The organism is Nonomuraea sp. NPDC049684 (assembly GCF_044465345.1).
Taxonomy (GTDB): Bacteria; Actinomycetota; Actinomycetes; order Streptosporangiales; family Streptosporangiaceae; genus Nonomuraea.
The window spans coordinates 1-21,360 of record NZ_JBITLO010000013.1 but is presented as its reverse complement, the minus strand read 5'-3'; the positions used below and the strand labels follow the sequence as shown (position 1 = coordinate 21,360).

The window sequence follows — 21,360 nt, the reverse complement described above, 5'->3', positions numbered from 1 at the left end:
GCTAGGAGCGCGAGCCGTGCCAGGAGTTCCACAACGCCCGGTAGACCCCGCCGGCCGCGACCAGCTCGTCATGCGCGCCGACCTCCACGACGCGGCCGCCCTCCATCACCACCACCCGATCGGCGTCCCGCGCCGTGTGCAGCCGGTGCGCGATCGCGATCACCGTGCGGCCGTCCAGCACCGCCGCCAGCGACCGTTCGGCGCGCCGGGCCGTACGCGGGTCGAGCATGGCGGTGGCCTCGTCGAGGATGACGGTGTGCGGGTCGGCCAGGACGACCCGGGCCAGGGCGAGCTGCTGCACCCGGTCGGGCCCGAGCTCGGCGCCGGCCGAATGCGGGCCGAGCTCGTCGTCCAGCGAGACCACCCAGTCGGCGCCGACCGCCGCGAGGGCCTTCTCCATCCGGTTGTCGTCGGCCGCGGGGTCGGCCAGGCGGAGGTTGTCGCGGACGGTGCCCAGGAACAGGTGCTGCTCCTGGGTGACCAGCACGACGTGCTTGCGGAGCTGGGCGGGAGACAGGTCGGCGACCGGGACCGAGCCGACGGTGACCGTGCCGAGCCGGGGCCGGTCGATGCCGGCCAGCAGCTTGCCGAGCGTGGACTTGCCGGCTCCCGAAGGGCCGACGACGGCCAGGCGCTCGCCGGGCCGCACCGCCAGGTCCACGCCGGTGACGACGTCGCCGGTGGACTCGTAGGCGAAGTGCACGCCGGCCGCCACGATGTGGTCGTCCCGGGGTTCGGGGGCCGCGGCGTCGGCCCGCGCCGCCGGGAGCCGGAGACCTTCGATCCGGGCGAAGGCGGCGCCGCTGCTCTGCAGCTGTTCCATCCACATGAGGACGGTCTCGACGGGCTGCTGGAGCTGGCGCAGGTAGAGCACGCACGAGACGACGGCGCCGAGGGTGACCTGGCCGCCGTCCAGCAGAATGCCGCCGAGCAGCAGGACCAGCACCGGCGGGAGGAGGGCGGAGACCTCCACCGACGGCCACAGGACACCGCGCAGGAACAGGGTTCGCAGCTGGGCCGCCCGGCTGCGCTCGATCACCCGCTCGGCGGCGCGGGTGCGCCGGTCCTGCAGGCCGAGGGCTTCGATCGTACGGGCGCCGGAGGAGTTGGCGGCCAGGTGTTCGGCCAGTTCCGAGCGGGCGGCCCCCTCCTCCAGGTAGGCGTCGCGGGCGCGGCGCAGGTACCAGCGGGAGGCGGCCGCGACGCCGGCGAGCGCGACGAGTCCGCAGGCTCCCAGCAGCGGGTCGACCAGGAAGACGGCCGCGACGAGGAAGATCGCCTGCAGGGTGGAGATCAGCACGGCCGGGGCGGCGTCGCGCAGCGTGCGCCCGACCACGCCGACGTCCGTGGTGCCGCGGGCGGTCAGGTCTCCGGTGCGGATGTGCTCGACGGTGGCGGCGGGCAGGGCGAGCACCCGGTCGAGGAACTCCTTGCGGATGTGCTCCTGGACGCGCTCGCTGAAGCGGGTGCCGGTCCGCTCGGCGTATCGGGACAGGACGAGCTGGAGCAGCGCCCCGCCCACGGCGGCCGCGGCGAGGAGGTCGATCGTCCCGCCGGTGGAGATGGTGTCGATGATGCGGCCCAGCAGCCACGGGCTGACCAGGGCCGCGGCCGCCGCCAGGCCGTTGAGGACCAGGGTGGCGGTGAACCCGGGCAGGTCGCGGCGGATCAGGCGCAGGGCCGCCTGCCGTACGCGCCTGCGGTCGGCGACGGGGAGGTCGCGGGTCACGACACCACCGTCCGGTACTCGTCGCTGGATTCCAGCAGGTCGCGGTGGGTGCCAGTCGCGGTCACCCGGCCGTCCTCGATCAGCAGGACTTCGTCGGCCTGGGCGAGCAGCAGCGGCGAGGTGGTGGCGACGACCGTCGTGCGGCCGGCGCGCGCCGTGCGAAGGCGCTGGGCGAGCAGCGATTCGGTGTGCGCGTCCAGCGCGGAGGTGGGGTCCGCCGCGAGCAGCACCTCGGGATCGGCCACCAGCGCCCTGGCCAGGCGCACCCGCTGACGCTGGCCGCCCGACAGGTTGCGGCCGCCCGGCTCGATCACGGAGTCCAGGCCGTGGCGCAGCCCGGCGACCACGTCCTGGGCGGCGGCGACGGCGACCGCGCGGCGGATGGTCTCGTCGTCCGCCTCGCCCCGGCCCTGCAGGACCTCGCGCAGCGTGCCGGTGAACAGCGCGGCGTCGTGGTCGGCGATCAACGACGTGCCGTCGAACCCGCCGAGGCTCTCCAGCAGCGCCGTGCTCTCCTCGGGACGGGCGCTGACCAGCGCCACGAAGCTGCCCGGGGTGATCTCCGGTTCGGTGGAGCGGGGCCGGTCGCCGGGCCGCAGCGCGAGGAAGCGGGTGACCTGGCGGGCGGAGACCAGGCCGTGGCTGATCTGGAAGCTGCCCTCGATGAAGAAGGACACCGGGACCACCAGCATGGCGATGTACCCGTACACGCCGACCAGCTCGCCCACCGTGATCGTGCCCTCCGCGGCCAGCCTGGCGCCCAGCCAGGTCACCGCGGCCAGGAACAGCGCCGGCAGCCCGACGCCCAGCGCGCCGATCCAGCTCGTCAGCGACGCCACGCGGTATCCCTGCTCGCGCAGGCGCGCCGAGTCGGCGAGGTGCCGCTCGGCGTAGGCGTCCTTGCCACCGAACGCGTTGAGCACCCGCAGCCCCTCGATCAGGTCCACCAGCCGGGCGGTCAGCCGGCCCTGGCTCTCGCGGTAGCCGTTCTGCACCTTCATCAACCGCCCGAGCAGCGGCCCGAGCACGACCCCCAGCACCGGCACGCCGAGCAGCACCACCACGGCCAGCACGACCGAGACCTGGAGCAGCAGCGCCGCCACCACCCCGTAGCTGATCACCGCGCCCACCCCGGGGCCGGTCACCGTCAGCGCGGCGGCGATCGTGATGACGTCGCCGATGCCGATCGTCACGACCTCGCCTGCCGAGGTGCGCCGGTTCAGGTCCGCGCCGAGCGTGTTGATCTGCTGCACCAGGGCGCGCACCGTGCGGAAGTTGGCGTCCATCCGGATCTTGGTCATCGTACGGTGCCGCATCATCGCCAGCCAGGCGTTGACGAGGCCGGCGCCGAGCAGCGCCAGCACCCAGCCGGGCGCCAGGTCGTCGTCGATCGCCCTGGACAGCAGGTACGGCGGCAGCGTCAGGCCCACCGTCCACAGGGTGCCCAGCGTCGCGCCCAAGGCGACCCGGCCCTTCTGCGCCCACGCCAACCAGCACAAATACCGAGCAGCCGCCTTCATGACGATCACGCTAGACCATGGCTGCACCGCCCTCCCGGCGGGGGCTTTGTCCGCGTTCAGCACGATCTTTCCGAGGGCGGCGTCGGGTCAGCCCTGCCCGGCGTCGAAGGGCGGCAGGCCGGCCAGGTCGAGCACGGCCGCGGGCGGGAACGTCGGCGGATCCTGGTCCAGGTCGCGCAGGTGCCTGTCGATGAAGCGCTGGGTGTCGCGCAGCACCCTGACCGCGGTGGCGGCGTCGATCACGCCGTCCTGCAGCGCGTCGGCGAGCTCGTCGAGGTCCAGGACGTCGTAGCGCCGGGCGGCCGGAGGGACCAGGATGTCCACGTAGAGGTCGCGGACCGTCAGCCGCTTCGGGCTCGCCTCCTCCACCTCGACCAGGTCGATGTACCAGCCGCCTTCGAGTGCGCCCACGAAGGTGACCGGCCTGCGGATCTGCACCCCTTCGTCGGCGATCACGAAGCAGCGATCGGTCGTGGGACGGCCGGGAACCCGCCACGGGGGCAGGATCTCGACGTCGTAGGCCACGATGTTGTCGCCGGTTCGGACGCCGGAGCACCACTGCCCGGTGCGGTGGTGGACGCGTACCTCTTCGAGAGTCACGAATCGCAGTATGACCGCACCGGGACGCGGCCCTGCCCGCAGAACAGGACCCCGGGGTAGCGCTTGGAGGGCTTGTCCAGCAGGGGTTGCGGGCGGCCGTGCAGGTGCAGGTCGAGGAAGGCGGCGACGTACCCGCGGGTGAGGTCCACCGAGCGGGTTCCCTTCAGGCCGCTGCCGAGGTCGACGCCGAGTTGCTGGAGCGGCATGTCGTAGTCGGTGAACGACGGGTGCAGCGCCCCCTTCACCACCAGCCAGCGTTTCCGCCCGGTCAGGCGTGCCCGGTCGCGTTTCCAAGTGCCATCGTGCGAGGGGGCGCCCATCAGCATGAACGGCCATGCCGGCCACCACGTACCCCCTGCTCGCCAGGTCCTCGGCCAGACCCGTGAGGGAACCGCGCGGCCAGGTGAAGCCGGGCGACAGCACCACGAGCGGCAGGCCGCGCCGCCGTCCTGCGGGCTCGGCGTCTTGGAGGGCGTTCGTACGGGTGCGGCTCAGCCCGTCCGGCGGGAAGTTCTCCAGTTCCTTGATCCCTTGAGCAGCAGCTCCGACTCCTTGGGGGTGACGTACGGTGCCCGCCGTCCGGCCTGCGCCGCCGTCGGGTACCACAGGGAGACCATGAGCTCCCTCGTCCTGGCCGCGGGGACCCACGGATCGGGACGGGAGGCGTCGGCCAGGTGCAGGGACGTCGTGCCGACCCCGTGCGGGCCGGTCGGCTCCGGGAGAGACGGCGTACCGGGCGCGGCGGCGGCGGGCGTCCCGGCGAGGGAGGCCGTGAGGGCGAGCAGCCCCGCCACGGCGGCCACGAGGACGGGCCTTCTCCGCGGCGGGCGGGGGATGGCGGGTGCCATGGGGCTGATCCTGCGGTTCCGGCACGGTGCCGGCATCGGCCACGGGTCCCCAACCTCTCGACCGAACGGCTGATCTTGTCCTCCGCCGGAGAACGTGGCTGCCGGGGGCCGTCACAGGTGATCTTGCGGGGTGGCGGCGGCGAGGCGTTCGAAGGGGCCTGGGCCGTCGTGCGGTTTCGGCGGGGCGCCGAGGTGGCGGACGCGCAGCTCGTCCATGAGCTCCTCGATGAACGCCGGGCCCTCGTCACGCATGGCCTGCTGCCGGCTCCGGAGCTCGTCGCTGCCCGGACGCCAGTCGAGACCCCAGTTGCCGAGGGCGTAGATGACCGGAAGGGTCCGGATGCCGGCTTCGGTGAGGCTGTAGCGGGCGCGCTGCCCCCGCGCGGCGGTGCCGCGGGTGAGGATCCCCGCCTCGACGAGCCGCACGAGGCGGTCGGCGAGGATGTTCGAGGCGATGCCCTCGATCGACCCGGTGAGCAGCGCCCGGAAATGGCGGCGGTCGCCGAAGATGACGTCGCGCAGCACGATCAGCGTCCAGCGATCTCCGAGCACCTCGACGGCGGCGTTGATCGGGCATCCGGACCGTGGTTCCACGATTCCTCTCCTCCTTGACGGGGTTCTCGCTCCCCCTATAGTAGTTGCAAATTGCAAGCACTTTTTCACGAGGAGGAGCCGATGGGTCGCTTCGTCTACTCGATGCAGGTGTCCCTCGACCTGCGGATCGAACAGGTTCCGGGGGACGCCGGCGCCGGCGAATGGCTGCGTGTCGACGAGGAACTGCACCGCGAGGCCAACGCGCAGATGCGGGCGCTCGCGCTCATGGTCCACGGCCGGGTCCACTACGAGGTCATGGAGGAGTACTGGCCACGGGCGGGCGAGGACGCGTCGCTGCCGGACTACATGCGTGAGTACGGCGAGATGTGGACCGCCAAGCCCAAGGTGCTCGTCTCCCGCACCCGCCGCAGCGCCGCGCACAACACCCGGATCATCGGCGGCGACGACGCGATCGAGCAGCTCGCCGCCCTGCGCGCCGGGACCGGCGGCAGCATCGGCGTGGGCGGCGCGACGCTCGCGACGCAGCTGCTCCGGGCAGGGCTGCTGGACGAGTTGCTGCTCTTCACCCACCCCGCGATCCTCGGCTTCGGCAGGCCGCTGTTCGACGACTACGACCTGCCGATCGATCTCGACCTGCTGGAGCAGCGGACGTTCCAACAGGGCGTCACGATGCATCGCTACGCCGTCCGGGACGTGAAGGAGGCGGGCTCGTGCTGAGGCAGGTCGCGGAGGGCGTGTGGGTCCACGAGAGCGGGTTCGTGCAGAGCAACGCCGTTGCGGTGCGGGGACGGGCCGGTGTGCTGCTCATCGACCCCGGGGTGACCGGCGCCGAGATCGGCTGCCTCGCGCACGACCTCGGCGAGTCAAATCAGCCCGTGGTGGCGGGATTTTCCACCCATCCGGACTGGGATCACCTGCTCTGGCACGCCGACCTCGGCGAGGCGCCCCGTTACGGCACGGCGCGCTGCGCGGCCACCGTCCGCGAGCAACTGCCGGACGAGGACGCGAAGGCCCGCGTCGCCGACCACCTGCTGGAGACGGAGATCGCCGGACAGGTGCCGCTGGACCTGCTCGGCCTCATCACCGGCCTGCCCGACGGGACCACGCGGATCCCCTGGGACGGCCCCGAGATCCGGATCATCGAGCACCGGGCACATGCCCCGGGCCACGCGGCGTTGCTGATCGAGGAACGCGGGGTGCTCGTCGCCGGCGACATGCTGTCCGACGTCCTGGTCCCGATGCTCGACCTGGACGCCGCCGACCCGATCGAGGACTACCTCACCGCCCTGCGGCTGCTGGAGGAGGTGGCGGACGGCGTGGACGTCGTCGTCCCCGGTCACGGTTCCGTCGGCGGGCCGGGCCAGGTGAAGGCGCGGATCGAGCAGGACCGGGCGTACGTGCTCGGGTTGCGCAGCGGCCACGTCTCCGCCGATCCGCGGATCGGCCCGTCGGCCCAGCCGGGCTGGGAGTGGGTGAGCAGCGTGCACGAAGGGCAGCTGGAAAGCCTCGCCCGCAGGAGCGGACGCGACGGGACGTCCCGCTAGCGAGATGCCCGCGAGCCGCCGGCCCGGGATCCGTGCGGGCGGGCGCCGGTCAGCAGCAGGCGGGTGCCGGTCGGGCGCGGGCGGCGGACGTCTCCTCGTCCTGGGCGATGCGGCCGCGCATCATGACCTCCATGACCTTCATGAAGCGCTGCGTCCTGGCCCGGCCGATGACGAACGGGTTGGCCGCGCCCGTCGTTCCGGCGCGCAGCCGCTCGATGCGGGTCAGGCCGTCGTCGACGCCGCCGTGGTTGGTCAGCTCGACCTCCACCCCCGCGCGCCGCATCGTGGCGGCGAAGGCGAGCACCGAGGCCAGGGTGGTGCGCTTGTCGGCGGTCGCGACGGGCGGGTTGGTGCCGCCCCAGAACATCGCGGTGTGCCGCCGTCCCTTCCAGCGGACGGGGAAGATCGACGAGACGGTGCCGGGCGTGTGCCCCGGCGTGTGGTGGAAGGCGATGGTGGTGCCGCCGACGGTGAGCTTCCGGCCGTCGGCGATCTCCAGGTCACGTTCGGGCGCGTTCGCCGGACGTTCGGCGGCGATGAGGTCCCAGTCCTTCCGGCTCATCATGACGCGGGCGCCGTAGCGGTCGGCGAGGAACCGGGCGCCGCCGAAGTGATCGGCGTGGCCGTGGGCGACCACCACGTACTTGATCTGTGCGGGGTCCGCGCCCACGGCGCGCAGCCCCGGGACGATGATCTTCTCGGCGTCGTCCGGGGATCCCATCGCGTCGAGGAGGACGATGCCGCCGGACGTGAACAGCGCTGTGGCCTGCACGAAGGTGGTGCCCAGCACCGCCACGTCGTCGAAGACGCGCAACGGCCCGAGCGGCTTCGGCTCCGGCATCGTGAGGCCGGGCGCGAGCACCTTGACCAGGGCCCGCAGCACCGGATCGTCGCCCGCCAGCGCGGCGGCGCGGTCGTAGTAGCGCCGAGCGCGACTGGGGGCGGTGACGGCCGCGGCCGGGCGGCCGGCCAGCGGCAGGAGAGCCGCAGCGGCCAGCAGCGCACGGCGGGACGGTACGGACTGCCTGAGGGACATGGTCGGCCACCTGCTCTTTCCCGGGCACGGATCCTGATCCGAGCGGCCCGGCGGGACGTCGATGCCGGTCCAGCAGATCAGAACAGATCTTGTGGCGTCCAATACCGGTATGGCAGGCCGGGCGATGGCGATGTGGATATCGCCGCTGGTCCGGCGGGCTCAACGCACGCTCTAGGCGGACGTCGTGAGGCGCTGCGCCTGTGCGCGGCCGACCGAGGCGGCCCGCTCCAGATAGTCGGCGATCAGGGCGAGCGCGTCGTCGTCGTAGTGGTCGAGCATCTCGACGAACGCCTTGCCTGGAACGTCCCAAGCCGCGCCGATCCGGGCGCGGGCCTCCGGGGTCAGGGCGACCAGGGCGCGCCTGCGGTCGGCCGGATCGGCATGCCGGACGACCAGACCGGCCTTGTCCAGGCGGTCGACCAGCCGGGTGGCCGATCCCGGGGTGAGTCCGGCCAGGCGGGCGATCTCGCCGGTGCTGATCGGCCCCTCCTCCAGATCGAGCAGGGCCACGCACTGCAGGTCGGTGGGGTGGAGGCCGAGCCGGTCGGCCATGGCCTGGTTGAACAGAGTGTAGGCCGCGTAGTGGCGCTGACTCTCGTCGCTGATGCGCTTGAGCATCTCGGCTCGATTTGACACGTGCGGCTCCGTACTCCTCATAATGTCGTCACGCAATATTTGCGTGACGCAAATTCTGTGTCGCGCTTTCATTCTATCGACAGGCGTCGCGCTCACGTCGCGAAGAGCCTGCGAAGGGATCTGCACCGACATGACCACTCTTGTCACGGGCGCTCGCGGCGCCGTCGCGACCGCCCTCATCGGCCTCCTGCGCGAGCGGGGCCTGCCCGTACGGCCGGCCTCCAAGGCCCCCGCCGACCCGTCCGTCGTCAGGTGCGACCTGGGCGACCCGTCCACCTTCGGCCCTGCGCTCGAAGGCGTGACCTCGGTGTTCCTGTACGCCGACCCGTCGCACGCGCAGGAGTTCGCCGCGGCGGCCGAGGCGGCCGGGGTCGAGCAGGTCGTGCTGCTGTCCTCGGCCGCCGTGCTCATGCCCGATCCGGACAGCAGCCCTCTGGCCGCCACGCATCTTGTCCCGGAACGCGCCCTGGCCGCCTCGTCCGTGCCGAGCACCGTGCTGCGGCCCGGCACCTTCTGCGGCAACGCGATGGCGTGGTCATGGGCGATCAAGTCGGGGACGCCGATCAGCCTGCCCTACCCGCACGCGCACGTGGACGCCATCCACGAAGCGGACATCGCGGCGGTGGCGGCCGCCGTGCTGGCCGACCCCGCCCTCGGCGGCAGAGCGTACACACTGACCGGGCCGCAGTCGCTCACCTTCTCCGAGCAGGTCGCGATCCTCTCCCGCGTCACCGGGCGGGACATCGCGATCACGCCCGTCACCAGGCAGGAGTGGACGGCCGAAATGGCGCAGTACATGGACGCGGCCCTCGCCGAGGCCCTGCTGGACTACTGGCAGAGCTGCGACGGCCGCCCGATCGAGCTCACGTCCGTCGTGGAGGAGCTGACCGGCACGCCCGCGCGGACGTTCGCCTCCTGGGCCGAGGAGAACCGGGCGGCGTTCCTCGGCCAGTGAACCGGTCGGTGAACCGGCCAGTGAACTGGTCGGTGAGCCGGTCGGTGAGCCGGTTCGAGACGCGGTCGGCGGCGGCACCTTGCGACTCCGGTCGCAGGCAGGTCGCGGAGGTCATACCGGGGTCGCAGGCAGCTCTCGGCCTGGGGCCCGATGTCCGGCCGAGGTCGGTGCGCCACCGTGATCACATGACTGTGACCGTGTTCGGCCTGTCCCTCGTGGAGCTCCCGGCCCTGGCATCCGCCGTCGTGCTGGTGCTGGCCCGCTGGCTGCCGCCCGGAGCGCGCCGGCCGTCGACTCTGGCCGGTGCGGCGGGCCTCGTGGTGTCCGCGATCGTGGCGGCCGTGCTCGGGATCCGCTGGCAACTCCTCCCCGTCCTCGCAGGCGGGGGCATCGCGCTGGCGTTCGCCGCGCCCTCCCTGCTGGGGTGGCGGGCCGGACGGCGGGCTCGATGGTGGGTGGCGCTGCCGAGGTCGGCGGCCTGCCTGGCCCTGATCGTCGCGGGCGCGGCGGCGGCGTGGGCGCTGCCCCTGCCCGTGTTCCCCGAGCCGTCGGGCGCCCACGCCGTCGGCACCACCGTCGTCCAGTGGACCGACCCCGATCGCGCGGAGGCCGCCACGTCCCGGGCCGATGACCGGCGGACGGTCGTCGTCCAGCTCTGGTATCCCGCGCGGGACGTCCCCCCGGCCGCCCAGCGGGCGCGGTACCTCGGCCGCACGGCACGCGAAGCGCAGGTCGTCGCCCGTGGCGAGGCCGGCTACCTGGGCCTGCCCGCCTTCGTCCTGGACGAGCCGGCACGCGCCCGCACGCGTTCGGCGCCCGACGCGCCGGTGGCCGGCGGCGGCGACCGGTTCCCCGTGGTGCTGTTCTCACCCGGGCTCGGCGGCGTGCGCACCCAGAACACCGCCTGGGCCGAGGAACTGGCCAGCCGCGGGTACGTCGTGGCGGCCCTCGACCACCCGTACGACTCGGCCGTCGTCACCCTCGCCGACGGCCGGACGGTCCGCACCCGGGTCGCGGCCACCGGCGACCAGGCGGAGGACAACAGACGGGCGGCCGGATGGACGGCGGTCAGGGCCGCCGACCTCAGCTTCGTCCTCACCCAGCTCGGCCGCCTGGACCGCGGCGAGATCCCGGGCCTGCTGAGCGGACGGCTCGACGTCCGCCGGGCCGCGGCGACCGGTCACTCACTCGGCGGCGCCGCCGCCCTGCAGGCCGCCCGCCAGGACCCCCGCTTCGCGGCCGTCATCGACCTGGACGGCTTCCCCCGCGACCCCGCCGCGCGACCGTTCCGCCAGCCGGTGCTCGCGCTCACCCACGACGTCGAACCGGGCGAGGAGCCGGACTACCTCCCGCGCCTCACGCGGGTGCTCCAGCTCAGCACGGCGACCGGCTACCGCCTCACCGTCCCCGGCACGGCGCACCTCACCTTCACCGACGCCCCGCTCTTCATGCCGCCCCTGCCCGCGCTCACCGGCTCGCTCGGCCGGACGGACGGGCCGCGCATCACCGCGGCGGCCACCCTCGCCTTCCTGGACGCCACACTCCGCGGCGGATCCGGCGACCTGGCCGCGACCCTGTCCAGGTACGGCCGCCTGACCGTCCTGTGACGGCCCGCCGCGCTACATGCAGATCGGGTGGCAGACCCACTTGCCCTGCCAGAAGGTGCACCGCTCGCACTCGCTCCGTTCGACCAGCTTGTCCGCGATCGAGACCCCTTCGAACCCCAAAGGCGTCAGCAGGCCGGAGAGCTCCCGCTCGTCGCCCGCCTCGACGGCGGCGCTGAACCTGCTCTCGAACTCCTTGTCGTACTTCAGCAGGACGGCCAGCTCGTGCAGCTTTCTGGCGTAACTCAGCAGGTCATCGGCCGTGGGCCGGGCATCCGTCGTCATGCCGCGACTGTCCCCTGGAGGAAGCACCCGAAAGCCTGCCCTCGCCGACAATTGACCCGAGATCAACGAACGCATGAAGGATGCCGTCTTCTCCTGGACACACTGGTCGTCGTGTTCAGCGGCGCGACAGGAACGGCAGCAGCCGGCCGATCTCGTCGTCGACCGCCTGCTGTTCGTTCCGGGAGAGGCTTCCGAACGGCGCCAGTCGTACTTCGCCCGCGGTGAAGGACCAGGTGCCGCGGACGTGACCGTCGACGAGCACGGTGGGCAGGACCCTGGCCTGCCCGGGGGCGACGTGCCTGCGGTCGGCGTCGGCGATGATGCGGCTGCGGTCGGCGTGGCCCAGGAGGGCGTTGTCGTAGGCGGGCAGCAGCCGCACCGGCGCGGGGGTGTCGGGGTCGGGCAGCGGGACGTCGGGCAGGTCCACCAGGCGCCGGCCGTCCGGGCCGGTGTAGTGCCGCAGGTCCGGGCCCATGTCCGAGACGATCTCGGCCAGCCGGGTCAGCCCGCACCACGCCTGGACGTCCGCCACGGTGGCGGGCCCGAAGGCGGCCAGGTAGCGGCGGACCAGGTCGCGGAGCGCGGCGGGCCGCGGCGCCTCGACCGTGGCGGCGCTGACGGTGATCGACGAGCGGGTCCCCCACCCGCCCCAGGACGCGGTGGCCGGGTCGTGGACGAGCGGGGTGCGCAGCTCGATCTCCCCTGCCAGGACGCGGCTGTCGCGGCCCGGGTGGCGGGTCGCGAGGCGCTTGGCGAGCTCCTTCCTGGGCAGCGGCCCGGTCCGCAGCAGGGCGCGTCCCTCGGCCACCAGCGTTTCGGGGTCGAGTCCGGCGTTGTTGCGCCGGAAGTGCGCCGAGTCGGCGGTGCGGTTCAGTACGGGCTGCAGCACCGGCCGCAGCCGGCGGAAGTCGTCGGCCGCGGCGAGGTGCATCGTGCTGCGCAGGAGCCCGGACCGCACGACCCGTCCCTGGGCGAGCAGGGCGGTGAGGTCGGCGTGGGTGAAGTCGCGGATGCGGGCCCACAGGCCGACGTAGGGCCAGTTCGGCTCCTGCGCCTGCATGGCGACCAGGCGGCCGATCACCTCCAGGGCCGTCAGGTCGGCCCGCTCCAGCAGGAACTGCCGCTGGAGCAGGGCCCGGTTGAGCGCCCGGCGGCACAGGACGGTCATACCAGCCGCACCGAGACGTTGCCGCGGTGCTCGCCGCGCAGCAGGCCCAGGAACGCGCCGGGCACCCCGTCGATGCTGGTCTCGACGACGGTCCGCGGGTGGACGAAGCGGCCCTGGTCAAGCGCCGTGCGGAAGTGGCGGTGCCAGGCGGCGAGCTGGTCCGGGGTGTGGTGGCAGGAGAACGGCAGCAGCTCGACGCCCCTGGCCAGGGCGGCGTCGCGGTCGGGCTCGGGGAAGCGGTCGGAGGCGGCGCCGAGCTGGGTGGACAACGAGCCGCACAGGGCGAACCTGGCACCGGGCACGGCGACTTCGAGCGCGGCGTCGTACAGCGCGCCGCCGACGGTGTCGAAGAAGACGGTGATGCCCTCCGGGGCCAGCTCTTTGAGCGCGGCGACCGGGTCGCGGTGGTAGTCGAAGGCGGCGTCGAAGCCGAGTTCGTCCACGAGGTAGTCGGCCTTGGCCTGGCTGCCCGCGCTGCCGATCACCTTCCTGGCGCCCAAGTTGCGGGCGATCTGCCCGGCCAGCGAGCCGACACCGCCGGCCGCGCCGGAGACGAAGACGACGTCGCCCTCACCGACCTTGGCCACGTCCGCGACGCCGTGGTAGGCGGTCGGGCCCTGGGCCAGGTGGTAGGTCGGGTCGGGATAGGCGTCCGGGTCGAGCTTGACGTAGGAGGCCGCCGGTCCCGCCGAGTGCGTGCTCCAGCCGCTCATCGACTGGACCAGGTCGCCCTCCCGCAGGTCGGGGCTCGCCGAGCTGAGCACGGTGCCGATCGCCATGACGCCCACCCGCCGGCCGGGCTGCCAGGCCGGGATCGGCAGGTGGCAGTCGGCGCGCATGAGTTCGAGATAGGTGGCGGCCAGCCCCACATAGTCCGTACGGACCACGACCTCCCCCTCGATCTCGGCCGGCGCGACGGTGAAGTGCTCGGGTCCGGGGACGGCGGCGATCTGGGCGGTCAACTGAACCTCGTGAGTGATCATGGTGACCACTCTAGGGAGGCTTCCGGCCACTTTCTGACCGGAAGTGGCGGATAATTAGGGATATGGCCAACACCAGCTCCCGCACGCTCAACCTGCTGTCGTTGCTGCAGACGCACCGCCACTGGCCGGGCGCGGATCTGGCCGAGCGGCTCGGCGTCTCGGAACGCACCCTCCGCCGGGACGTCGATCGCCTGCGCGAGCTGGGCTATCCCGTGCACGCCTCCCGAGGCACCGACGGCGGATACCAGCTGGCGCCCGGGGCCGTGCTGCCGCCGCTGCTGCTCGACGACGAGGAAGGGGTCGCGCTGGCGGTCGGCATGGGAGACGCGGCGCAGAGCGGCATCGCGGGGCTGGAGGAGGCGGCGGTGCGCGCGCTGACCAAGGTGGTGCAGGTCCTGCCGCCCCGCCTGCGGGCTCGGGTGAACGCGCTGCGCGCGATGACCGTCTCGGCGGCCTCGGCCGGCCCGGTGATCCCGGCGGAGGTGCTGACGATGATCGCCCAGTCGTGCCGGGACCAGGAACGGCTGCGCTTCCACTACGTCACACGCGCCGGCGGGCGCACCGAACGCGAGGTGGAGCCCCATCGCCTCGTGGCGCTCGGGGGCCGCTGGTATCTGGTGGCCTACGACCTGACCAGGCACGACTGGCGCAGCTTCCGCCTCGACCGGCTGACCTGGCCATCCAACACCGGCGCCTCCTTCCTGCCACGGCCGCTGCCCGGCGGGGACGCCGCCGCGTTCGTCCGCACCGCGGCCCGGGTCCCCACGGCCAAGACCGTCGTCGCGCTGGTTCACGCACCGGCGGAACAGGTGCGCCGCACGGCCGGCCAGTGGGGTGAGATCGAGCCGGTCGCCCCCGATCGATGCCGGCTCACGATGGTCTCCACCAGCCTGGACTGGCCCACGCAGGCCCTGGGCAACATCGGCGCCGAGTTCGAGGTTCTGGAGCCGCCGGAGTTCGTCGATCACCTTCGGAACTGGGGCACACGCTTCCTCGACGCCGTCGAGAGATCGGCCCCTGAGGCGCGGTGACAGCTCGGCATTCGCGTCCGCCGGCCGGCCTGGCCTGACGACGGTCAGAATGTCGTGCGCGTCTCACTGCGGCGGTCTCCCGGCACCCGGTGATCGTCATAGAGGCCGGCGCGTGCCCGGCGTCGCCAGGGCCGGGCCAGGCGGACCGACACGTCGATGTCCGCGTCCGGCGCGTCCAGGTCGAGATCTGCCACGGCCAGGGCGGGGCGGCCGTCCGCCGGGCAGCGCGCGAGCCAGCGACCGCCCGGCGCGACGATCCCCGACGGGACGGTCGCGCTGAACTGCGCCGGGACGGAGTACCCGAGCCAGTAGCCGTACAGCCTCCCGTACGCCTGCGCGACCACCGCGCGCGCCGCGTCGTCGACCATCACCGACAGCAGCACGCAGTGCACGTCCAGGCGCTCGTACTCGGCGAACATCTCGGGGAACTCGGCCTCGATGCACAGCGCGCACCCGAACCGGAGGCCGTCGATCTCGAAGACGACAGGGGACGAACCGGGCGCGTACATGAACGACACCTCGGTGTTCGACAAGAGCCGCTTGTCGTACCGCGTGACCAGCCGGCCCTGGTCGGAGACCACGTACAGGCTGTTGTGCGGCCGGTTCGGCCGGGTCAGCGGGTGGATCGAGCCGAAGGCCACCCAGAGCCCGAGTCGTCCTGCCAGGCGGGCGATCGACTCGGCCTCCTCGCGCAGGACGTCCCAGCGGACCCGGCTCCAGTCCGCCGCGCTCAGCGTCCCGGACGGCCCCGAGCACATCACGTCCCTGCTCGGATACGTGATCGCCCCCTCCGGGAACTGCACCAGCCGCGCCCCGGCCGCGCTCGCCTCCCGCATCAGGCCGCGCACCTCCGCGCCGCTCTCCCGCAGCGCACCGGGCTCGGTGGGATCCCCGGGCACCGTGCTCTGCGCAACCGCCAGCCGCAATGTCCTGGCCGGCCCGGGGCCGCCCTGGGCAATGTCGTCCGTCATGGGAACTCCTGTCGTTGAGCATGTCGTGCACGGTCGCACTCGATCGGGGTGAATGCACTTGCATGAACCGCCACGCTCTTCTATAGTTGGTTTGAGCCAACCAACCAATCGTGGGAGGGGGTCGGGGTGGCGGGATCGGCGGAGAACGGGGACGTCCGGCTGCGGGAGGCGACTGATCGGGTGGCGGCGGCGCTGGCCACGGTGGGCAACTGGATGTTCGCCCCGACGACGCGGCGACGGATCATGGCCGCCTCCGGGCTGGAGTTGTCGCTGGGCGACTACACGCTGCTCGCGCAGATCTCCCTGCACGCCCCCGTGCGGTTGTCGGTGCTGGCCGAACTGATGGAGGTGGACAAGTCCACGCTCTCGCCTCCCGCCAAACGGCTGGAGTCACGCGGGTTCATCGAGCGGCAGCCCGACCCGGACGACGCACGGGCGCGGCTGGTGAGCGTCACGCGGGAGGGGAAGCTCGCCATCCGCGAACTCTGGAAAGCCCGGACGACCGCCGTCGCCGCGCTCATGGAGGGCTGGGAACCGTCCGACGTCGAGCATCTGGCCGACGGTCTCGCCGCCTTCGCCGAGGCGATCAAAAAGGGCGCATGACCACGCGTCACGGATAGCACGAAACACACGCCGTCGCTGCGGAAGTACGCGTGGCCCCTCACCCCGGGGGCCGCGACCTCGAACCCGGCCGCCATCGGAAAGCGCCTTCCCTGCGGCCCTTCTCCTTCCCCGCGCAGCACGGACCCCATCACGCCCCAAGAGCCGTAACCGGCCTGGGCGAACACCGATTTCACCCTCGAAAAGGAGCCGATGAACATGTCCACTTCCAAGGTCTTCGTGGCCGGTGCCACCGGCCTGCTCGGCCGCCAGATCGTCAGTTCCCTTCTCGACCAGGGCGCCACCGTCCGCGCCCTGGTCCGCCCCGGCGCCGACGCGACCAAGCAGGCGGCGCTCGCAGCGCTGCGGTCGCGCGGCGTGGAGGTGACAGAAGGCGACGTCACCGACCCGGCCGAGACGCTGGCCGAGGCCGTCGGCGACGCCGTCACCGTCATCTCGGTCGTGCAGGGCGGCCCCGACGTGATCGTGGACGGCCAGGCCAACCTGGCGCGCGCCGCCGCGAAGGCCGGTGCCCGCCGGTTCATCCCCTCCGACTTCGCCATCGACCTCACCAAGCTCGACGACGGCGACAACGTCATGACCGACTGGCGTCGCCGTGCCGCCGCCGAGTACGCCGACGCCGGCCTTGAGGTGATCTCCGTGCTCAACGGCGCGTTCTACGAGGTGATGGTCGGTTTCATGGGCCTGGTCGACTGGCAGCGGGGCACCTTGTCGCACTGGGGCGACCCCGATCAGCCGCTCGACCTGACCTCGGTGGCCGACACCGCCGCCTACACCGCCGCCGTCGCCCTGGACCGGCAGGCCACCGGCACGCTGCGTTTCGCCGGTGACGTGCTGTCCATGCGGCAGTTCCACGAGGCCGTTCAGCGCGGCTCGGGCCGCACGCTGGAGCTGCGGCGCCTCGGCACCGCCGACGAGCTGCGCGCCGAGATCGAACGCCAGGCCGCCCGGACCCGTAACCCGTTCGACTACGTCGCCCTCCAGTACCAGTGGTGCATGGTGACGGGAAAGGGGAAGTTCGCCGCCCTCGACAACGACCGGTACCCGCAGATCACACCGACTCCGGTGACGGACTTCGTCCGCGCGACCGCACCCACGGCCTGATCCGCGCCTCCCTGTGCCCGGAGGCCCCGAGAACCCAGTCCTCCGCGGAGATCACGTGGCCGTCCGGGTCGCAGGTGTGCCGGCCCAGGTCGTCGCCGCCGGCGAGGATCGACACCACGTCCGGGCGCGCGTCGAGCACGTCGGCCTGCCAGCGCAGCGGGTAGCCGGACCCGAAGACCCAGCCGCCGGCAGTCGGTGACGGAGTCGCCGGTGAACATCACGGTGCTCTCCGCCCGGAGGGTGATCGTCATGCGCCGGGCATGTGTTGCGCCGTTCAGGCGGCTCCCGCTCCGCTCGCCGGACGGCCGAACCACCGGCTCGCGGCCCGTTCGAACCCCTCACGATCAGGGTCGCCCGCCCAGGCGACCACGCCGTCCGGCCGGACGAGCACCGCGGCCGCTCCGAGGTCGTCTCCCGCCGCCCCATCCGCGTACCGGATCCGGCTCTCCCACCTCGTCGCCGGATCGCGCAGGCGCCGGTCGACGCTGAGGTCGAGGGCGACGCCTCGTCCGTCCCGCATGAGGTCGCCGAGGCGGGCGCCGTCCCCAAGACGGAGGTCCGGGGCGTCGCGGCCGGTCAGCGGGTGGTCGCCGCCGAGGTCGTAGCGGATCGACGAGCCCGACGTCCGCTCGTGGACGTACGTCGCCCCGTCACGGGTCCCGATCAGGTCGCGAACGACGCCTTGGATCGCCTGGCCGTGCGCGTCCGGCCGCATGACCGCCGTCTGGGCGCGCGTCCAGTCGAGCGCCCGGGCGCCGACCGGACGGCGCTCGGCGGTGTAGGTGTCGAGCAGCCCGTCCGGCGCGTGCCCGTGCACGGTCGCCGCGAGCTTCCAGCCCAGGTTCATGGCGTCGCCGATGCCGAGGTTGAGTCCCTGCGCCCCGAGGGGAGAGTGAATGTGCGCGGCGTCGCCCGCGAGCAGGACGCGCCCCTGCCGGTAGGTCGTCGCCTGCTTCGCCCGATCGGTGAAGCTTGAGGCGAGATGTACGTCGGTCAGCGTCACGTCGGTGCCGGAGACCCGGCGCAGGACCGCCTGGAGATGGTCGCGGGTCGGCTGCCGTGAGCGGTCGAACGCGCCGCCGTCGAACTCCAGCATGCCGACGTACCCCTCCGTGGGCGTCCGGAGGTACATGCCTGCCGGCGTCAGGTTGAACCCGGGACGCAGCTTCTCGGGGTCGGCGACGGCGGCGAGCACGACGTAGCCGGTGAACTGCGGCTCTGTGCCGGTGAACGCGAAGCCAGCGAGCCCGCGCACCGTGCTGCGTCCGCCGTCGCAGCCGACGACCCAGCGCGCAGCGTCGGCCCTGTTCGACGTGTGGGAGGCCGGCTTCCAGTTGCGGCTCGGCGACCTGGATTGGGCGCGAGCGCTGCTGGACGACGCCGAATGGGACCTCGACGGCGACACCGCGTTCGCCGGTGACCACGTGCGCACGCTGGTCGGCAGCGCGCGGGCCTGGCTCTGCCTGGAGACCGGCGACCTGCCCGGCGCCGCGAAGGCGCTGGAGCAGGGGTACGCGGCGGCGGTGCGGACCGGGGACCTGCCGATCCTGTCGCTGGTGGCGGTGAACGCCGCCGCGTACGCCGGGGCACAGGGACGGCATCACGACTCGGCCGTCCTGCTCGGCGCCGCGTCCCGGCTGCGCGGCGCTCACGACCGCACCGATCGGCAGGCCTGCGAGCTCGGCCGCCGGGCGCGGGCCGCGCTGGGCGAGGCGGCCTCCGCCGCGGCGTACGGACAAGGCCGGCACCTGGACGGGAAGTCGGCCGTGACCGCAGCCGACCCGGCCCGGCTGCGCGGAGAGGTCAGGACGGCCCGCCCGGCCCCGGAGTGATCCGGCGGGCCCGCCGCCCGGAAGGAGCCTCGCCGACCCAGGTGGTTCAGGAGATGTGCAGCAGTGCGGCCACGGCCAGGGAGCGCTGTGCGTGGGTGCAAGGGCGGGCGGATGGCGTCAGGCCGGCTCCCGGTCGCGGGGCTGGCGGGCTCTGTAGTCCTGGGCACGGGCGGCGAGTTCCCGGAAGAACACCGGTGGTGGTGTGACCTGGCCCTCGCGCCCGATCGGGGATGGTGCCAGCGGAATGAGCAGGTCGGCGTGGGGTGAGTGCAACCACAGGGCGGTCTGGTAGAGCTCGGGGATCCGCAGGAGCAGGTTCCACAACACCTCGGCCGACTGCGTCATCGGCCGGGCGCGGACCAAACGGGCGTAGGAATCGCTGCAGGGGCTCTTGCTGACCAGCAGCAGCGAGAGGAGCGAGGCCAGCCGGCCGGCCAGCAACGCCGCGCGCTCATATCCCCGCTGCACGCTCACTCCCAGGACGCCGACCCGTTCGGTGCCGCTCAGCAACGGCACCCATAGCCGCTGCGGCCCCTCGCCGACCGGCGAGGCAGGGACGCTCTCGGGAGCGGCGGGATCCAGCACGTGCCGGGCCTCGACGATCTCCACGTCGCGGAAGGCGCGCCCGGCCATGGTGGCGTCGATCCGGATCGCCTCCATCGCGGACAGCTGAGTGGCGTCCAGCAGGCCGCCCAGCATCCGCTCACCATCACCCGTCACCTTGACGCCTTCCCCGTGGAGCCCCCTCCCCTCACAATGGATCGTCTCCTCTATGTGGAACGAGCTCCTTTCAAGCGTGCTGACCAGGACTAACGTCCCCCGAGCTTGCTGGTGCGCAGTGTGTGCTTGCCGGCCACCATGCGTGGGTGGCCGAGGACGTCGGCGGGCTGCCAGTGCACGTTGGTGGCCCAGCGCAGGCGTTCCAACAGGCGGATGAGCCCGGCGGAGGGGTCGATCTGGCGGGGGCCGCGGCCGTGCCGGGCGCAGCCGGGCTGGCTGTGGTGGCCGTTGTGCCAGCTTTCCCCGAAGGACGCGATGCGGACCAGTCCGGCCCAGATGAACGCGGTCAGAGCACCGTAGAGGCTGCCGCTGATGCCCAGCCCGCCGCGAACGGCAGGAGCAAGGAGGCGGCGCACCAGGCGGGGAAGGCGCGGGAGATCCGCAGCATGGCCGGATCGTTGCGGAGCAGGTCGGGGGCATACCGTGCGGCCGAGGTGGGCTCGCTGGAGAGAAGCCAGCCCAAATGGGCGTGGGCTGGACCGCGCAGTTGCCCATGAGGTTGCCCTGAAAGCTCATCGATCCGGCCGCGGCCCGTACGATGCGCAGCCACGGGCGGGCAGTGAAGGAGCGATGGGTCAGCAGCCGGTGGAAGCCGACCGTCACCCCCAGCCCGGTCAGGCGGCCGGCAGCAGGTCGGTGAGGGTGATCCCGCTTCCCCACGCCAGCCAGATGCCGGCGCCCAGCGCGATGAACGGCGCGATGACGATCGCCGCGGTCAGCGTCACCGGGACGATACCGGCCCGCGTGGGTGCAGCCGGGCGGGGGAACGGCGCATTGCCGTCATGGCCCTCCCCGGCGGTGGTGCGGGTGACGCTCGGTATGCAGGTCACGCCATGACCGGGAAGCGGTGGTCCAGGCCGGTGATGCGCAGCAGCCGGGCCATGCGCGGCGGGACGCCGGTCAGGGCCAGCGTAATGCCCCGCGCCCGGGCACGGCCTTGCACGCAGACCAGCACGCCGATCCCGCCGGCCCCGCAGAAGGTGACCCGGGACAGATCGAGGACAAGCAGGTCGGTGCTGTGGTCGAGGGCGGTGATCAGCCGCTTGCGCAGCCGGGTTGTGGTGAAGATGTCGATGTCCCCCGACAGGTGCACGAGGGTCGACGCTGAGGCGCTGGCCCCAGCGAGCGGGGCGGTGTCGATGACAGTCATGGAATGTCTCCTCACGGGAGAAGCTGAAAGGTGATGAGATGCCTGCCGGCCGGAGATCGGCCCGCCGCCAGTACGGGCGGTGCCAGGACCGCTCGATCCGGCCGGCAGGCGGCACGGGTCATGGCGACGGCGCCGGCCGTCCCATGGATGGCTGCGCCGCCTGCCCGATGACCGACCCGCCCTCGTCCTCCCAGCGGGCCGAGCCGTCGGCCGAGGCCCGCGGAGCGGGGTCGCCCGGCAGGTGCGCGAGGGTGAGGAGGGCGTCGATGCTCAAACCGGCGATGTCCTGGGCGGTGAGCTTGAGCGTGGCCTTGGCGGCGCCGGCGACGGTGCCCGCAGGGATGATCAGCAGGACGACCGGCTCGCCGGCGGCGAAGCTGAGAGTGATCACGCGCGGGTCGGTGTGGC

Annotated in this window: 25 protein-coding genes; 8 read left to right on the top strand and 17 right to left on the bottom strand. The window is 72.8% G+C overall.

The window, feature by feature from the left end; genetic code table 11:
* Position 1: 1 nt before the first annotated feature.
* From ACIBST_RS33845 to ACIBST_RS33820, 6 genes are all read right to left on the bottom strand, one after another.
* Complete coding sequence (locus ACIBST_RS33845) at positions 2–1,729, bottom strand: ABC transporter ATP-binding protein (RefSeq protein WP_397177615.1); 1,728 nt, start codon at positions 1,727–1,729, stop codon at positions 2–4.
* Positions 1,726–3,249 (bottom strand): ABC transporter transmembrane domain-containing protein, encoded by a 1,524-nt coding sequence (locus tag ACIBST_RS33840; RefSeq protein ID WP_397177613.1) that lies wholly within the window; start codon positions 3,247–3,249, stop codon positions 1,726–1,728. The genes ACIBST_RS33845 and ACIBST_RS33840 overlap by 4 nt, the downstream gene beginning before the upstream one ends.
* Before the next feature lie 87 nt (positions 3,250–3,336).
* The gene (locus ACIBST_RS33835; protein ID WP_397177611.1) at positions 3,337–3,849 is read right to left on the bottom strand and encodes a DUF402 domain-containing protein; all 513 of its coding nucleotides are present in this window, start codon (positions 3,847–3,849) and stop codon (positions 3,337–3,339) included.
* Positions 3,846–4,175 carry a hypothetical protein gene (locus ACIBST_RS33830; RefSeq protein ID WP_397177610.1) on the bottom strand — a complete coding sequence of 110 codons (330 nt, stop codon included), beginning with the start codon at positions 4,173–4,175 and terminating at the stop codon, positions 3,846–3,848. The genes ACIBST_RS33835 and ACIBST_RS33830 overlap by 4 nt, the downstream gene beginning before the upstream one ends.
* 165 nt (positions 4,176–4,340) lie before the next feature.
* Entirely contained in the window at positions 4,341–4,697 is a 357-nt protein-coding gene (locus tag ACIBST_RS33825; protein WP_397177608.1) for a hypothetical protein, read from the bottom strand.
* Positions 4,698–4,808: 111 nt separating this feature from the next.
* On the bottom strand, positions 4,809–5,291 hold the full coding sequence (locus ACIBST_RS33820) for a winged helix-turn-helix transcriptional regulator (RefSeq protein WP_397177606.1): 483 nt from the start codon (positions 5,289–5,291) through the stop codon (positions 4,809–4,811).
* Positions 5,292–5,372: 81 nt separating this feature from the next.
* Here ACIBST_RS33820 and ACIBST_RS33815 point away from each other — a divergent pair, with 81 nt between their 5' ends.
* The gene (locus ACIBST_RS33815; RefSeq protein ID WP_397177604.1) at positions 5,373–5,969 is read left to right on the top strand and encodes a dihydrofolate reductase family protein; all 597 of its coding nucleotides are present in this window, start codon (positions 5,373–5,375) and stop codon (positions 5,967–5,969) included.
* Positions 5,963–6,796, top strand: a complete 834-nt coding sequence (locus ACIBST_RS33810; protein ID WP_397177602.1) for an MBL fold metallo-hydrolase — start codon at positions 5,963–5,965, stop codon at positions 6,794–6,796. The genes ACIBST_RS33815 and ACIBST_RS33810 overlap by 7 nt, the downstream gene beginning before the upstream one ends.
* Positions 6,797–6,845: 49 nt before the next feature.
* Here the strand turns inward: ACIBST_RS33810 and ACIBST_RS33805 are convergent, their stop codons facing one another.
* Together ACIBST_RS33805 and ACIBST_RS33800 are read right to left on the bottom strand one after the other, a co-directional pair.
* The gene (locus ACIBST_RS33805) at positions 6,846–7,832 is read right to left on the bottom strand and encodes an MBL fold metallo-hydrolase (protein ID WP_397177600.1); all 987 of its coding nucleotides are present in this window, start codon (positions 7,830–7,832) and stop codon (positions 6,846–6,848) included.
* Positions 7,833–8,003: 171 nt separating this feature from the next.
* On the bottom strand, positions 8,004–8,468 hold the full coding sequence (locus tag ACIBST_RS33800; RefSeq protein ID WP_397177599.1) for a MarR family winged helix-turn-helix transcriptional regulator: 465 nt from the start codon (positions 8,466–8,468) through the stop codon (positions 8,004–8,006).
* Positions 8,469–8,598: 130 nt separating this feature from the next.
* On the opposite strand from ACIBST_RS33800, the gene ACIBST_RS33795 reads away from it, so the two are divergent.
* Both ACIBST_RS33795 and ACIBST_RS33790 read left to right on the top strand, forming a co-directional pair.
* On the top strand, positions 8,599–9,423 hold the full coding sequence (locus tag ACIBST_RS33795; protein WP_397177597.1) for an NAD(P)H-binding protein: 825 nt from the start codon (positions 8,599–8,601) through the stop codon (positions 9,421–9,423).
* Between the two features lie 185 nt (positions 9,424–9,608).
* A complete protein-coding gene (locus tag ACIBST_RS33790; RefSeq protein WP_397177595.1) occupies positions 9,609–11,030 on the top strand; it encodes an alpha/beta hydrolase family protein in 1,422 nt (473 codons plus the stop codon).
* 12 nt (positions 11,031–11,042) lie between these two features.
* Here ACIBST_RS33790 and ACIBST_RS33785 read toward each other — a convergent pair whose 3' ends face one another.
* From ACIBST_RS33785 to ACIBST_RS33775, 3 genes are all read right to left on the bottom strand, one after another.
* Positions 11,043–11,312 (bottom strand): hypothetical protein, encoded by a 270-nt coding sequence (locus ACIBST_RS33785; protein WP_397177594.1) that lies wholly within the window; start codon positions 11,310–11,312, stop codon positions 11,043–11,045.
* A gap of 115 nt (positions 11,313–11,427) precedes the next feature.
* Entirely contained in the window at positions 11,428–12,480 is a 1,053-nt protein-coding gene (locus tag ACIBST_RS33780) for a winged helix DNA-binding domain-containing protein (protein WP_397177592.1), read from the bottom strand.
* On the bottom strand, positions 12,477–13,463 hold the full coding sequence (locus tag ACIBST_RS33775) for a zinc-binding dehydrogenase (RefSeq protein ID WP_397177590.1): 987 nt from the start codon (positions 13,461–13,463) through the stop codon (positions 12,477–12,479). Before ACIBST_RS33775 ends, ACIBST_RS33780 begins: the two co-directional genes overlap by 4 nt.
* 62 nt (positions 13,464–13,525) lie before the next feature.
* Here ACIBST_RS33775 and ACIBST_RS33770 point away from each other — a divergent pair, with 62 nt between their 5' ends.
* Positions 13,526–14,494 carry a helix-turn-helix transcriptional regulator gene (locus tag ACIBST_RS33770; RefSeq protein WP_397177588.1) on the top strand — a complete coding sequence of 323 codons (969 nt, stop codon included), beginning with the start codon at positions 13,526–13,528 and terminating at the stop codon, positions 14,492–14,494.
* 44 nt (positions 14,495–14,538) lie between these two features.
* Here ACIBST_RS33770 and ACIBST_RS33765 read toward each other — a convergent pair whose 3' ends face one another.
* On the bottom strand, positions 14,539–15,465 hold the full coding sequence (locus ACIBST_RS33765) for a carbon-nitrogen hydrolase family protein (RefSeq protein ID WP_397177586.1): 927 nt from the start codon (positions 15,463–15,465) through the stop codon (positions 14,539–14,541).
* Between the two features lie 126 nt (positions 15,466–15,591).
* Here ACIBST_RS33765 and ACIBST_RS33760 point away from each other — a divergent pair, with 126 nt between their 5' ends.
* Positions 15,592–16,068, top strand: a complete 477-nt coding sequence (locus ACIBST_RS33760; RefSeq protein ID WP_397177584.1) for a MarR family winged helix-turn-helix transcriptional regulator — start codon at positions 15,592–15,594, stop codon at positions 16,066–16,068.
* 216 nt (positions 16,069–16,284) lie between these two features.
* Positions 16,285–17,190: an NmrA family NAD(P)-binding protein gene (locus tag ACIBST_RS33755; RefSeq protein ID WP_397177583.1), complete on the top strand. Its 906-nt coding sequence runs from the start codon at positions 16,285–16,287 to the stop codon at positions 17,188–17,190.
* A 274-nt stretch (positions 17,191–17,464) separates the two neighbouring features.
* Here ACIBST_RS33755 and ACIBST_RS33750 read toward each other — a convergent pair whose 3' ends face one another.
* Complete coding sequence (locus ACIBST_RS33750) at positions 17,465–18,445, bottom strand: FAD-dependent monooxygenase (RefSeq protein WP_397177581.1); 981 nt, start codon at positions 18,443–18,445, stop codon at positions 17,465–17,467.
* Here ACIBST_RS33750 and ACIBST_RS33745 point away from each other — a divergent pair.
* On the top strand, positions 18,417–19,022 hold the full coding sequence (locus ACIBST_RS33745; protein ID WP_397177579.1) for a hypothetical protein: 606 nt from the start codon (positions 18,417–18,419) through the stop codon (positions 19,020–19,022). The two genes, ACIBST_RS33750 and ACIBST_RS33745, sit on opposite strands and share 29 nt — an antisense overlap.
* A gap of 117 nt (positions 19,023–19,139) precedes the next feature.
* On the opposite strand, the gene ACIBST_RS33740 is transcribed toward ACIBST_RS33745, so the two are convergent.
* From ACIBST_RS33740 to ACIBST_RS33725, 4 genes are all read right to left on the bottom strand, one after another.
* On the bottom strand, positions 19,140–19,742 hold the full coding sequence (locus ACIBST_RS33740; protein ID WP_397177578.1) for a hypothetical protein: 603 nt from the start codon (positions 19,740–19,742) through the stop codon (positions 19,140–19,142).
* An 89-nt stretch (positions 19,743–19,831) separates the two neighbouring features.
* A complete protein-coding gene (locus ACIBST_RS33735; RefSeq protein WP_397177577.1) occupies positions 19,832–20,158 on the bottom strand; it encodes a hypothetical protein in 327 nt (108 codons plus the stop codon).
* A gap of 470 nt (positions 20,159–20,628) precedes the next feature.
* Positions 20,629–20,952: an STAS domain-containing protein gene (locus ACIBST_RS33730; RefSeq protein WP_397177575.1), complete on the bottom strand. Its 324-nt coding sequence runs from the start codon at positions 20,950–20,952 to the stop codon at positions 20,629–20,631.
* A gap of 118 nt (positions 20,953–21,070) precedes the next feature.
* Positions 21,071–21,360 (bottom strand): hypothetical protein (locus tag ACIBST_RS33725; RefSeq protein WP_397177573.1); only part of this gene is annotated, 290 nt, incomplete at its 5' end.

Bases quoted from the DNA above. Each gene is read 5' to 3' on its own strand.
- ACIBST_RS33840 (WP_397177613.1), bottom strand. From the start codon at position 3,249: ATGAAGGCGGCTGCTCGGTATTTGTGCTGGTTGGCGTGGGCGCAGAAG.
- ACIBST_RS33830 (WP_397177610.1), bottom strand. From the start codon at position 4,175: ATGCTGATGGGCGCCCCCTCGCACGATGGCACTTGGAAACGCGACCGG.
- ACIBST_RS33825 (WP_397177608.1), bottom strand. From the start codon at position 4,697: ATGGCACCCGCCATCCCCCGCCCGCCGCGGAGAAGGCCCGTCCTCGTG.
- ACIBST_RS33815 (WP_397177604.1), top strand. From the start codon at position 5,373: ATGGGTCGCTTCGTCTACTCGATGCAGGTGTCCCTCGACCTGCGGATC.
- ACIBST_RS33805 (WP_397177600.1), bottom strand. From the start codon at position 7,832: ATGTCCCTCAGGCAGTCCGTACCGTCCCGCCGTGCGCTGCTGGCCGCT.
- ACIBST_RS33795 (WP_397177597.1), top strand. From the start codon at position 8,599: ATGACCACTCTTGTCACGGGCGCTCGCGGCGCCGTCGCGACCGCCCTC.
- ACIBST_RS33790 (WP_397177595.1), top strand. From the start codon at position 9,609: ATGACTGTGACCGTGTTCGGCCTGTCCCTCGTGGAGCTCCCGGCCCTG.
- ACIBST_RS33785 (WP_397177594.1), bottom strand. From the start codon at position 11,312: ATGACGACGGATGCCCGGCCCACGGCCGATGACCTGCTGAGTTACGCC.
- ACIBST_RS33780 (WP_397177592.1), bottom strand. From the start codon at position 12,480: ATGACCGTCCTGTGCCGCCGGGCGCTCAACCGGGCCCTGCTCCAGCGG.
- ACIBST_RS33775 (WP_397177590.1), bottom strand. From the start codon at position 13,463: ATGATCACTCACGAGGTTCAGTTGACCGCCCAGATCGCCGCCGTCCCC.
- ACIBST_RS33770 (WP_397177588.1), top strand. From the start codon at position 13,526: ATGGCCAACACCAGCTCCCGCACGCTCAACCTGCTGTCGTTGCTGCAG.
- ACIBST_RS33765 (WP_397177586.1), bottom strand. From the start codon at position 15,465: ATGACGGACGACATTGCCCAGGGCGGCCCCGGGCCGGCCAGGACATTG.
- ACIBST_RS33755 (WP_397177583.1), top strand. From the start codon at position 16,285: ATGTCCACTTCCAAGGTCTTCGTGGCCGGTGCCACCGGCCTGCTCGGC.
- ACIBST_RS33730 (WP_397177575.1), bottom strand. From the start codon at position 20,952: ATGACTGTCATCGACACCGCCCCGCTCGCTGGGGCCAGCGCCTCAGCG.